Here is a 12,965-nt window from a genome sequence, read left to right as displayed (position 1 = left end):
TTTCCGCAGCGTTTCGGGGGTGCCGTTTTGTGCGACTCCTGTTGCCTGGCGAGCGCGCGCTCTCGGTTCACGCTAGAATGCACTCAACATTACTTGATCAATCAATCTATAAGATGCACGAAGGAGCTATCTATGAGCGAACCCCTACGCACCGTGAACGTCGGTCTGATCGGTCTGGGAACCGTCGGCGGCGGCGTGGCCCGTCTGATCAAGAGCCACCACGATGAGTACCTGGCCGCCTACGGCATCGACCTTAAGCTGACCCGCGCCTGCGCGCTTGCCTGGGAGCAGGCCGAGGCAGCCGGTATTGAGCGCGAGGCCTTTACGAGTGACTGGCATGACGTCGTTACCGACCCCGCCGTCGATATCGTCGTCGAGCTGATCGGCGGCGAGCATCCCGCGACGGAGATCTTCACCACGGCCTTTGAGCACGGCAAGCACGTCGTCTCTGCCAACAAGGCCCTGTTGGGCCGCCACGTCGAGACGCTTGCCGAGAAGGCGCGCGCGTGCGGCGTGCAGATTAAGTGCGAGGCCAGCTGCGGCGGCGGCATCCCCATCGTGAGCACGCTCGAGCACGACCTGGTGGGCAACAAGATCCTGACCATCGCCGGCATCCTCAACGGCACCACCAACTACATCCTGTCGCGCATGGACGCCGAGGGCGCCGATTATGCCGACGTGCTCGCCGACGCGCAGGCCAAAGGCTACGCCGAGGCCGACCCGTCCGCCGACGTCGACGGCTTCGACGCCGCCAGCAAGACGGCCATCCTCGCCTCCATCGGCTTTGGCACCCGCGTTACCACCGATGATGTGTACCAGCAGGGTATCCGCACCATCGGCGCCGAGGACATCGCCCAGGCCCGCGAGCTCGGCTACACCATTAAGCTGCTCGGCATCGCCCGCAACACCGAGGCCGGCGTCGACGTCCGCGTGCATCCCACGCTGATCCCCGCCGACCACATGCTCGCCAAGGTCAACGGCGCCATGAACGCCGTCTACGTGGTAGGCGACGCCGTGGGCGAGACCATGTTCTACGGTGCCGGCGCAGGCTCCTTCCCCACCGCGAGCGCCGTCGTGGGCGATATCCTGTCGCTCTCCGAGCAGATCAGCCGCGGCGTGGCTCCGCTGCCCGAGATTGAGCCCTATGGCCACAACCTCGCCTTTAAGCCCATGGACGAGCTCCAGACCAAGTACTATGTGCGCCTGAAGGTCGCCGACCGCGTGGGCGCCCTGTCCGAGACGGTCGATATCTTTGCCAAGCACAACATCTCGATCTCGCTCATCAACCAGGTCGAGGACGGCAAGTCGGGCGTCAGCGATGCCTGCTCGGTCATCTTCCTGACGCACCGCGCGCTCGAGAAGGACGTCCAGGCTGCCGCCGCCGAGCTTGCCAGCGTCGACTGCGTGGCCGAGGTCGCCAACGTCCTGCGCATCGAGAACGTCGAGGCCTGGACCGAAGGCGTCATGGCCAACTAACCCAACGCTCGCCTAGCAATACGCGCTTTGAGGGCTCCCGTCCGATGTAGGACGGGAGCCCTTTTGCCTCCTGCCCTAAGCACAACGGCAGAGCACATTTGCGCGAGCCGCTCATCGGTAACGCGCGCCACCGTTCACCGATATGCAAACGCGGTCGATTCCGGCTACCGCTACGCTGTGCTGAGAATGTCCGCCCGCGATGAGAGGAAACACTATGTTGCTCGAGGGCAAGAAAGCAATCGTCACCGGAGGCACGCGCGGTATCGGCTATGCCATCGCCTGCCGTTTTATCGAAGAGGGTGCCGCAGTCACCGTCTTTGGCTCGCGCCAGGAGACTGCCGACGCGGCCGTTGAGAAGCTGGCGGCCGCCTATCCCGACGCCAAGGTCTGGGGCCGCTCCTGCGACCTCACCTCACTCGAGGCCGTGACCGAGGCTTTTACCCAGGCTGCAACCGACATGGGCGGCTTGGACACGGTCGTCAACAACGCCGGCATCTCCCAGCGCTCGCCGCTTTTGGACTACACGGCCGAGGAGTTCGCCAAAGTCATGGACCTCAACGTCGTCGCCGTCTTTAACGGTCACCAGGCGGCCGCCAAGATTATGACCGAGGCCGGCCACGGCGGCACCATCACCACCACGAGCTCGATGGTCGCCAAGTACGGTCAGCCCTCCGGCGTCGGTTACCCCACGTCCAAGTTTGCCGTCAACGGCATGGTCCAGTCGCTCTCGCGCGAGCTCGCCCCCATGGGCATTCGCGTCAATGCCGTCGCACCCGGCGTAACCAAAACCGATATGGTCGCCAACCTGCCCGAAGAGGTCATCAAGCCCATCATCGCCACCATTCCGCTGGGTCGCATGGGCGAGCCCGAGGATGTCGCCAACGCCTTTGTTTTCCTGGCGAGCGACATGTCCTCCTACGTCACGGGCGCCGTGCTCCCCGTCGACGGAGCCGCCCGCTCCTAAAGGTCGCAAGCCACGACTTCGAACCTCAACGAGGCCCAACGCAAAAGGCGCGCTGCCTGCATCAACCGCAGGCAGTGCGCCTTCTTCTGTTTGTAAGGGAAACTGCGTCCCGGTATTTCAGCTCCGAACGGGACACAGCTTCCTTCAGGACCCTCTTTCGGAAACTATGCCCCATTCTGGGCGCGGGACTGCGGACAAAAAGTTGGACCGTTGAGGTCCGGAACGGAGTCCGCATGGCATACAGTAGGAGAATGGTGGAGAGGGCCAGGGCGCTTCGCGGCGGCGTTGGCTACCTGCCGTCGTCGTCCTGGGCTTCATCGCGCGCGTAGAGCTCCAGCATGCGGCGGCGGTATTCGCGCACGGCGAGCTTGGCGCGCTCCAGGCGGCGGCGCTCACGCGGAGTCAGCTTGGACGGGTCGATCTCGTCGCCATAGGTCTTCTCAGCCAGCAAATGAGCGGCGTCCACGATGCGGGCATCGATGTGGCCGCTCGCTGCCTCGATCGAGAGGCGGTCAGCAATGGAATCAAGGGTAGGTATGCCGTCGAGCGAACGCCCATGGCCATGCGAGGTCAGCAATTCGTGTTCGCGCGCGAGCAGGCTCGCTAGGTCGTGGTGAGCGCGCAGGATATCGAGTGCGTCGGCAGGGTGCTCGGCGACCTCCACCACGGCAGTGGCCGGCGCGGCATCGACCACGCGATAGAAAAGCTGCGCGAGCAGCGGCATCAAGAACACCGTGATGGCACCGGCGGCTACCATAACCGAGGCGACGTCTTGCGACAGCGCGCCTGCGTTGACGGCCACACTCGTCACGGCAACGATGATCGGCAGGGCCGTGGTGCAGTACAGGGCCACGGTAATGCGGCCATACGCCGAAACGTCACGTGTCGCGGGACAAATGCTCATAGAGACAAGGATCGGCACGGCGCGAATGATCAGCAACGCCGCGATAAAGCCCACGAGCAGACCCGGGCGCGACGCCACGGCCGTCAGGTCAATCTTTGCGCCCGACACGGTAAAGAACACCGGAATCAAAAAGCCATAGGCCAGGCCATCGAGCTTGGTCTCGAGCGTATGGTTGCCCTCGGGGATGATATAGCGCAGGACAAAGCCAGCGGCAAAAGAGCCCAACACGATGTCGAGGTCAAAGATGGCGGAAAATGCCACGAGTGTGACCAGGATGAGCACCGTCAGGCGCACGAACGTCTGCGACGTCGTGTCGGCCCGTTCCTCGACAAACGCAAAGAAGCGGCTGCCGACGCGCTTGGAGCGGCTCGGAACCACGGCCAACAGCACACAGACCAGTGCAAACAAGCCAAGGATCACGAGCGTCTGGATACCTGTACGAGCGGAGAGCAGCACCGACATGGCGAGCACGGGACCGAGCTCTCCCCACGTGCCATAGGCAAGGATGGAGTCGCCCACGCGCGTGCCGGTCAGCGAACGCTCACGCATGATGGGCACGAGCGTGCCGAGCGCCGTCGAAGTGAGCGCCAGCGTCACGGCGATACCGTCGAAATGGCTGACCGAGAACCACGGGGTAAAGCGCACGGCAAGCCAGGCGATGCCAAACGTGACGACCCACGTCGCCATACCGTAGCGTCCCTCGACGCCCGTGATGTTCTTGGGGTCGATCTCAAAGCCGGCAAGCAGGAACAAAAAGGCCAGACCGAGCTCGGACACAAGCGATACCTCGGCATCTACATGGATGACGCCGAGCATGTGAGGTCCCAGCACCGCGCCGAACACGAGCAAAAAGACCGTCTCGGGAACGGGCTTTCCGGGAATCGCCGATGCGATAAAGGGGCTTGCGAAAGCCACAAGCGCGATGATGGCGAGCGAAACGAATGCCATGTGATGCCTTTCTCTTGTTTGCGCTTCACTGTAGCACCCTCGCCGTCCTCAATACGCCATGAGCTGTCGTATCATAGTGACGTTTACAAACATGTGGCTCAAGGCGACCGCGAGGCTTGTCCCGCAAACCGACCGCTGCCGCATACCGCACCGTACGCCCAACCGATCAGGAAGGCAGGAACCAATGGTCTCTCGTATTTACGTGGAGAAGAAACCCGGGTTCGACGTCGAGGCTCAGCAGCTCAAGGGCGAGCTGACCGAAATTCTCGGCATCAAGGGCATCGAGGCCCTGAGGATCATCAACCGCTACGACGTCGAGGGCATCGACGAGGAGCTTTTCCGCTCCTGCGTGCCGACCGTCTTTAGCGAGCCCCAGGTCGATGTGACCTACGACGAACTCCCCGCAAGCGATGGCGCCGTCTTTGCCGTCGAATTCCTGCCTGGCCAGTTTGACCAGCGCGCCGACTCCGCCAGCGAGTGCGTGCAGCTCATCAGCCAGGGCGAGCGCCCCGCCGTGCGCTCCGCCAAGGTCTATATGATCTCGGGCGCTCTGGACGAAGCCGCCATCGAGGCCATCAAGCACTACGTGGTGAATCCCGTCGAGGCCCGCATCGCCTCGCTCGACCTACCCGAGACGCTGTACATGGAGACCCCCGAGCCCCAGCCCGTCGAGGTGCTCGACGGCTTCCGCGAACTCGACGAGGCCGGCCTTGCCGCCTTTATCTCCGAGCGCGGCCTTGCCATGGACGAGGCGGACATCGCCTTCTGCCAGCAGTACTTCCGCGATGAGGACCGCGACCCCACCATCACCGAGATCCGCGTGATCGACACCTATTGGTCCGACCACTGCCGTCACACCACCTTCGGTACCGTCCTGGACGACGTGACAATCGATGACGCCGTGGTACAGCAGGCCTTCGACCGCTATATGGAGATGCGCCACGAGCTCGGTCGCGACGCCAAGCCCGTCTGCCTCATGGACATGGGCACCATCGGTGCCAAGTACCTTAAGAAGACCGGCGTCATGACCGATGTCGACGAGTCCGAGGAGATCAACGCCTGCACCGTCAAGGTGAAGGTCGATGTCGACGGCGAGGACCAGGACTGGCTGTTCCTGTTTAAGAACGAGACCCACAACCACCCGACCGAGATCGAGCCCTTCGGCGGTGCCGCCACCTGCGTGGGCGGCGCCATCCGCGACCCGCTCTCTGGCCGCAGCTATGTGTACCAGGCCATGCGCGTCACCGGCGCCGGCGACCCCACCGTCCCGGTCTCCGAGACGCTCGAGGGCAAGCTGCCGCAGCGCAAGCTCGTGACCACCGCTGCCGCCGGCTACTCCAGCTACGGCAACCAGATCGGCCTTGCCACCGGTCAGGTCAACGAACTCTATCACCCCGGCTACGTGGCCAAGCGCATGGAGGTCGGCGCCGTCGTGGGCGCCACCCCGGCAAACCACGTGCGTCGCGAGTGCCCCGCCCCCACCGACAAGATTATCCTGCTGGGCGGCCGCACCGGCCGTGACGGCATCGGCGGCGCCACCGGCTCCTCCAAGACCCAGAATACCGATTCCATCGAAACCTCGGGTGCCGAGGTCCAGAAGGGCAACGCCCCGGTCGAGCGCAAGCTGCAGCGTCTGTTCCGCCGCGGCGACGCCTGCCGCCTGATCAAGCGCTGCAACGACTTTGGCGCCGGCGGCGTCTCGGTCGCCGTGGGCGAGCTTGCCGACGGCCTGTATGTCGACCTGGACACCGTGACCAAGAAGTACGACGGCCTGGACGGAACCGAGCTCGCTATCTCCGAGTCCCAGGAGCGCATGGCCTGCGCCGTCGCCGACGGTGACGTCGAGGAGTTCATGGGTTATGCCGCCGAGGAGAACCTGGAGGCGACCGTCATCGCCGAGGTTACCGCCGAGCCGCGCATGCGTATGGCCTGGAACGGCGTCGCCATCGTCGATCTGTCCCGCGAGTTCCTCAACTCCAACGGTGCACCCAAGCACCAGGTCGCCCACGTGTGTGCCCGCAGCGTGTGGCAACCCAGCTGGGCTGGTACCACGCTTGCCGAGCGCATGACCTCGCTTGTCACCGATCTCAACGTCGCCTCCAACAAGGGCCTTTCCGAGCGCTTCGACTCCACCATCGGTGCCGCTACCGTGCTCATGCCCTTTGGCGGCAAGACGCAGCTCACCCCGAGCTCTGCCATGGTCGCCAAGTTCCCCGTGGACGGCGAGACCACCACGGCGAGCGCTATGGCATGGGGCTTCAACCCCTACCTGATGGAGGCCGACCAGTTTGCAGGCGCCTACCTGTCCGTGGTCGAGTCCATCGCCAAGCTCGTTGCCGCCGGCTTTGAGCACAAGCGCGCCTACCTCTCCTTCCAGGAGTACTTTGAGCGCCTGCGCACCGAGCCCGAACGTTGGGGCAAGCCCATGGCAGCCGTCCTGGGCGCCCTTATGGCCCAGGTCGACCTGGGTGCCGGCGCCATCGGCGGCAAGGATTCCATGAGCGGCTCGTTTGAGGACGAGGCCGGCGAGCTCAACGTTCCGCCGACCCTGATCAGCTTCGCTGTCGCCGTGGGCCGTGCCGCCCGCGCCGTCTCCCCCGAGTTTAAGGGCCTCACGCACCGCGTCGTTCGCATCGCCCCCGCCACCTATGGCGAGGACTACCGCCCCGATGCCCAGCAGCTGCTCGCCGCGTTTGACGCCGTCGAGGCGCTCACCGCTACCGGCGACGCCCTGGCCGTCTCCACGCCCGGCTACGGCTGCGGCGCCGAGAGCCTCTTTAAGATGTGCGTCGGCAACCAGATCGGTATCGAGCTTGCCGAAGATGTGGACGTGGAGAGCCTCTTCACCCCTCTCTACGGCAGCTTTATCGTCGAGCTCGCCGAGGACGCCGAGCTGCCCGAGGTCGCCGACGGCGTTGTCGTCGAGCCCCTGGGTACCACCGTCGAGGGCTATGTCATCGACACCGGCTCCGAAGTCATCGAGCTCGCCGAGCTCCAGGAGGCCTGGGAGAGCGGTATCGAGGGCGTCTTCGCCTACCGCAGCGCCGGCGAGACCCCCGAGGTCGAGGCCATCGACTTCCGCGCTAAGGATATCCACGTGTACGGCGGCGCCAAGATCGCCCGCCCGCGCGTGATCATCCCTGTGTTCCCCGGCAACAACTGCGAGTACGATAGCGCCCGCGCCTTCCGCGCCGCCGGCGCCGAGGCCGACACCTTCGTGATCAACAACCTCACGCCCGAGGCCGTCGCCGAGAGCACCCACGAGCTCGCCCGCCGCATCCGTGCAAGCCAGATCGTCATGATTCCCGGCGGCTTCTCGGGCGGCGACGAGCCCGACGGCTCCGCCAAGTTCATCACGGCGTTCTTCCGCGCTCCCGAGGTCACCGAGGCAGTCCGCGACCTGCTCAAGGCCCGCGACGGCCTGATGCTGGGCATCTGCAACGGCTTCCAGGCCCTGATCAAGCTCGGCCTGTTGCCCTACGGCGACATCGTCGACGCCACGCCCGATGCGCCCACGCTGACGTTCAACACCATCGGTCGCCATCAGAGCCGTCTGGTGCGCACCCGCATCTCGTCCAACCTGTCCCCGTGGCTGTCGCAGTGCAGTCTGGACGACCCCTACACCGTCGCCATCAGCCACGGCGAGGGCCGCTTTGTCGCCAACGATGAAGTGCTCGCCCAGCTGATCGCCAACGGCCAGGTCGCCACGCAGTACGTGGGCGAGGATGGCAAGCCCAGCATGGATCTCTCCGTCAACCCCAACGGCTCCGCGCTCGCCATCGAGGGCATCACGAGCCCCGACGGCCGCGTCCTGGGCAAGATGGGCCATGCCGAGCGTCGCGGCGACAACCTGTACCGCAACGTGCCCGAGCATGTCCCCGGCGATAAGTTCATGCCGATCTTTGAGAGCGGCGTAGCCTACTTCGCTTAAATACGTTCCCATCGGGTACAATCCCCTCGGGTAACAACACCCGCCACCGGCACACCCGGTGGCGGGTTCTTTTTTACTTCGCGCATACAGGAAGGACATCATGGAAAGCCGCAAGCCGTATCTCGCCACCCTGCCCGGACTCATCCTGGGCTGCCTCGTCTGCTGCGCACTCTGGGGGTCGGCTTTCCCCTGCATCAAGATCGGCTATGAGCTCTTTGGCATCCCCGCGCACGATAGCGCCTCGCAGCTGCTCTTTGCGGGCTTGCGCTTCACGCTTGCCGGCGCCCTGGTTATCGTTGGGATGAGCGCGGCCCAGCGCTGCCCACTCGTTCCACAGGCTCGCGACATTAAGCCCATCTGCATCCTGTCGCTCTTCCAGACTATCGGGCAGTACTTCTTTTTCTACCTGGGACTCTCGCGCGCCAGCGCCATGTCGAGTTCCATCATCGAGGCCAGCGCCAACTTCCTCGCCATCCTCTTTGCCGCTCTGGCGTTTCGCACCGAAAAGCTCGATGCGACCAAGGTGCTCGGCTGCGTACTGGGCTTTGCCGGCGTCGCATTCGTCAACCTTTCGGGTGCGGACGGCACCTTTGGCTTTACACTCGACGGCGAGGGATTTATCTTGGCTTCCACTATTGCGGGCGCCCTGTCGACCTGCCTCATTGGCATCTTCTCGCGCGAGCATGACGGCGTCTTGCTCGCCGGCTGGCAGTTTTTAGTCGGCGGTTTGATCCTTACCGCCATCGGTTTTTTGATGGGCGGCGCGCTATTCCCCACCGAAATCGCCCCCGCCATCGCGCTCATCATTTATATGGCGCTCATTTCCGCCGTCGCGTACTCGCTGTGGTCCCGCCTACTCGCCGTCAACCCCGTTAGCCGCGTGTCGGTCTTTGGCTTTATGAACCCGGTCTTTGGCGTGCTGTTGAGCGCGTTGTTGCTCGGAGAGGGCGCTGGCACGAGCCCCGTTACCGTAATTGTGGCCCTGCTCTTGGTCTGCAGTGGCATCATCATTGTCAACAAACCTAAAAAGGCCTAACAAACCACCCCGTTTGGAAAAGGGCAGCTCTCACTTTAGCTTAATGGAGTACACTGTATCTCGTTGATTTCGTACCGAGTCGCGGCGGAAGACGCCGTCTTGCCGTAACGCGCCGGCGACATCGAGGGGATACAGAAGCATAAGAAACTGGTTATGGGAAACCAGGCCTTTGCGTATGCCGCGCTTGCGGCGGGCGTTCGCGTGGTCGCCGGTTACCCGGGCACGCCGTCGACGGAACTTGTCGAGACAGTTGCCAAACTCAAGGCCCAAGGTAGTGCCGAGGGTGTCCACGTCGAGTGGTCGACCAACGAAAAAGCCGCGCTCGAGGTGCTGGCAGGTGCATCGTATGCAGGAGCGCGCTGCCTTTTTACCTGCAAACAAGTTGGACTAAACGTTGCCTCCGACCCGCTCATGAGCCTCAACTACGTGGGCATCAAGGGCGGCCTGGTGCTGTTTGTTGCCGATGATCCCGGCCCCATCTCCTCTCAAACTGAGCAGGACACGCGCCGCTTTGCCGCATTTGCGAAGATCCCCGTGCTCGATCCGCAAAATCTGGAGCAGGGTTACGCGATGATGCAAGAGGCATTTGAAATCTCGGAGCGCTACCATACGCCCGTTATCGTGCGCCCCACCACCCGCGTATGTCACGCCTCAACCTATTTGGAGGTACCCGAGCATACCGTCGCACATCCCGCTGGCACCTTTGAGAAGGATCCCAAATGGGTTATCTTCCCACGCCGTTCGTTTACCGCCCATGGCGAGGTTAACGAGCGCCTGCCGCAGATTGCAGACGCCTACTCCAGCGGCAAGGCCGCAGACGCGTTTAACCCCATCGAAAACCATGGCGATGCCACGCCGCGCCTGGTGAGCTGCCGCGCTCCGAGAAAAAGACGAGGCGCATCTTCGACAGCCGATACTAGTCCCCGAAAGCGCAGAAGGGGCGCACGACCATCGCAACGGTCGTGCGCCCCCTTTTTTAGCGTATCTGGACGCCGACTTTCTTCTTCTCGCGCTTTACGCGGTAGAGCTCCGCGTCGGCAGCACGGAGCAAGTCTTGCCAGGTATCGACGCCATCACCAACCCGTGCGTAGCCGATGGACATCCGCAACAGATACGGAACCTCGGCGCACGCGAGCTCGTCGTTGATTGCCGCGCACAGATGCAAGATATCCTGCTCCGCCATCGCCTTTTGAAGCACCACGAACTCATCGCCGCCATAACGCGCGATAAAGCTACCAGACGCCGAGCAGACTTCTTTGAGTGCAGCGGATATGACCTGAAGAGCATGGTCGCCCTCCACATGTCCATAGCGATCGTTAATCTGCTTAAAGCCGTCGGCGTCCATCATAAGCAGATACACGTCTTCGGCCTGATCCACATTTGAGAAGAGCGACAGTATATAGGTCTCAAAACGGTTGCGATTGTTGAGGCCAGTCAACGGGTCGGTCGAGATGAGCTGCTCCTGGAAGACAATGTAGAGCAACAATATGCCAATCATTATGCCGACACAAAGGCCGGGCACCGAGTATACGACCTGAAAGGTACCGCCCACCAGGGCCGGAATGGCGAAAAATGCCAAGGTTCGAAAGATGGTCTTCGTCTGCAGGCTCTCGACCCTGCGAGATTGCACAAACGCATGTAGGGACGTATGTATAACGTAGCAGTAGCTGACAATGGGCTGGATCATATAAGCAGAGCCGCGACTATACACGCCCTGCGAATCGATATAGAACAGGGCGTGCGTCCAGTAACTGGTAAACGCCAGCACGACCACCAGAACCGTAGGCGACGCTACAAGCACCACCCTATAGCGCGAGGCCAAAAGGCGAGAACCCTGCACCGTCTCGGAATAATAAACCAAATGAGACACACGATGGCAAAGAGCGAAAACGAAACCACGTTGGAAATCCAGTTGACAGCAATGCCCAACGTGCCGTCCACACCATCCAATAGCACCCAGATCATATCGAATAATATGTACGCGGCAGAGGTGTAGCCAAGCGTGCTAAACAATAGCTGCTGGGTGCTCGAGAACAAGGAGCGACGACTCCGCACGGCAAGCCCGATAAGAACAATCATGCTTAGCAGGAATATCTCAATCTTGAGCGCCTTAACCACCAGGCCCATCTCCCCGTCATCAAACCGACAGCGCTTCTCCGAGCCGCACGCATCACCATAACTCCCCCAATCCAGAGGGGAATGAGGGAATAATACCAGAGCGCCCGGGCGCTCTCACGGCGCGAGTTGCACGCCAGCATCATTGATGGGCGCCGATGGCTACTCGCCATCGATGTCGGCCGCGACGGCTTCCTCGATGGCCTCGACACCGGCGGGCGACAGGTCTTCCTTGCCCTGGTAGAACTTCTTATCGACCCAACCGGTCAGAATCGGAGCCATGATTGCCGTGATGATGACGGCGGTGGCGATCTGAGCGTATGCGGCGGGCGCAAGCTCGGCATAGCGCGGCGCGACTTCGGCAAGAGCAACCGGCGTGGTCATAGCCGTGCCGGCGATGGTGGAACAAGCCACGGCGGCTTTGCCGTTACCGCCGCACAGGCGCTCGAACGCAAAGGTGATGGGACCGACGACAAACAACGTGACAAGGCCCAGCAAGATGCCGGAAATGCCGCCGGTGATAAAGCTCGACAGGCTCATAGACGCACCGAGCTGAAATCCGATGACGGCGATCGCAGGATTGGTGCCGGGAACCAGCAGGTTCTTGATGAACGGGAAGAGGTTGCCCAAAACCATGCCAATCACGAGCGGCAGAATGGAACCGATGATGGTGCCAACGGGAATGTTGGCAAGACCAGAGACACCAAGAATGATCATGGTAACCGCAGGGCCCGCCGTGAAGAACAGGATGCCCACGGCGCCCTGCTCGGACTCGTCGCCAAACTCGCCCATGATGCCCGTGTAGAGCGCCATGTTGCAAAACGTAATGCCGCCGATGATGGAAACCGAGCTCAGGCCCAAAAAGTTGTCGTTAAAGAAATACGCAACGCTCAAGCCCAGCACGGCTGCCACCACAAGCTTAGGAATCAGTACGACGATGCCGGTCTTGATGGCACCCGGCGTGGACTTAAAGCTGATGCCGGCGCCCACAAACAACAGGATCGCGGCGACGATGGTATTGGAACCGCCGCGGCAGGCGGCGGTAAAGAAGCCGCCGATCTCGAAGACCTGCGGGCAGAAGGTATTGAGCAAAAGGCCGACGATCATCGGGTAGATCATGATGTCACCCGGAATGCGCGGTACTTTGAATTTCTTTTGCTCGTTGGCGATCGCTTCCTGTGCCATGAAACCCCCATTTCCGCCGACGCAGAACAAAAGCCCACGTCATGCTTTGCTACAGTAAAGTTTGACCATGGTACCAGAAGAAGCAGACCGGCTCGGTGAGAAATCCGATTCGTGGGGCCCGGACGGTAAACGCACCCCACTCCTATACGAGGCTCAAAACGATATAGAGCCCGATACCCGAGACGCAGCACCACAACATCGACTTTGTCTTGATTGCCACCGCAACGACGCCGACAGCCGCTGCGAAAAGAGCAGGCAAATAAAGAGCGATGTGCAGACGAAACCCGCAATAGCGGTGGGAACATCGACAACGGCGCGCCTATCGCAACATAGGTAAGCATCACCGGCCAGACGGTTTTAACAATTTTGAGCACCATAGCGTTCCTCGTCCCGACAAGCTTTCCGA

Annotated in this window: 7 protein-coding genes and 1 pseudogene; 5 read left to right on the top strand and 3 right to left on the bottom strand. The window is 62.1% G+C overall.

Annotated elements, in window-relative coordinates; genetic code table 11:
- The first annotated feature begins 132 nt into the window (after positions 1–132).
- Together ACTQ40_RS06180 and ACTQ40_RS06175 are read left to right on the top strand one after the other, a co-directional pair.
- Positions 133–1,476: a homoserine dehydrogenase gene (locus ACTQ40_RS06180; protein ID WP_154517179.1), complete on the top strand. Its 1,344-nt coding sequence runs from the start codon at positions 133–135 to the stop codon at positions 1,474–1,476.
- A 214-nt stretch (positions 1,477–1,690) separates the two neighbouring features.
- Positions 1,691–2,440, top strand: a complete 750-nt coding sequence (locus ACTQ40_RS06175; RefSeq protein ID WP_441033393.1) for an SDR family NAD(P)-dependent oxidoreductase — start codon at positions 1,691–1,693, stop codon at positions 2,438–2,440.
- A gap of 289 nt (positions 2,441–2,729) precedes the next feature.
- Here the strand turns inward: ACTQ40_RS06175 and ACTQ40_RS06170 are convergent, their stop codons facing one another.
- Entirely contained in the window at positions 2,730–4,292 is a 1,563-nt protein-coding gene (locus tag ACTQ40_RS06170) for a cation:proton antiporter domain-containing protein (protein ID WP_441563619.1), read from the bottom strand.
- Positions 4,293–4,476: 184 nt separating this feature from the next.
- Here ACTQ40_RS06170 and ACTQ40_RS06165 point away from each other — a divergent pair, with 184 nt between their 5' ends.
- From ACTQ40_RS06165 to ACTQ40_RS06155, 3 genes and pseudogenes are all read left to right on the top strand, one after another.
- Complete coding sequence (locus tag ACTQ40_RS06165) at positions 4,477–8,223, top strand: phosphoribosylformylglycinamidine synthase (protein ID WP_441563618.1); 3,747 nt, start codon at positions 4,477–4,479, stop codon at positions 8,221–8,223.
- A 100-nt stretch (positions 8,224–8,323) separates the two neighbouring features.
- Positions 8,324–9,259 carry a DMT family transporter gene (locus ACTQ40_RS06160; RefSeq protein WP_441554582.1) on the top strand — a complete coding sequence of 312 codons (936 nt, stop codon included), beginning with the start codon at positions 8,324–8,326 and terminating at the stop codon, positions 9,257–9,259.
- A 153-nt stretch (positions 9,260–9,412) separates the two neighbouring features.
- Positions 9,413–9,928: pseudogene (locus tag ACTQ40_RS06155) on the top strand (hypothetical protein); the annotation flags it as partial.
- 307 nt (positions 9,929–10,235) lie between these two features.
- Here ACTQ40_RS06155 and ACTQ40_RS06150 read toward each other — a convergent pair.
- Complete coding sequence (locus ACTQ40_RS06150; protein WP_441563617.1) at positions 10,236–11,129, bottom strand: GGDEF domain-containing protein; 894 nt, start codon at positions 11,127–11,129, stop codon at positions 10,236–10,238.
- A gap of 407 nt (positions 11,130–11,536) precedes the next feature.
- Entirely contained in the window at positions 11,537–12,559 is a 1,023-nt protein-coding gene (locus ACTQ40_RS06145) for a 2-keto-3-deoxygluconate permease (RefSeq protein WP_427719609.1), read from the bottom strand.
- Positions 12,560–12,965: the final 406 nt, after the last annotated feature.

Source organism: Collinsella sp. Sow4_D11 (genome assembly GCF_052116465.1).
Taxonomy (GTDB): domain Bacteria; phylum Actinomycetota; class Coriobacteriia; order Coriobacteriales; family Coriobacteriaceae; genus Collinsella.
The sequence above is the reverse complement of the archived record's forward strand: the minus strand, read 5'-3'. Positions and strand labels throughout refer to the sequence as shown.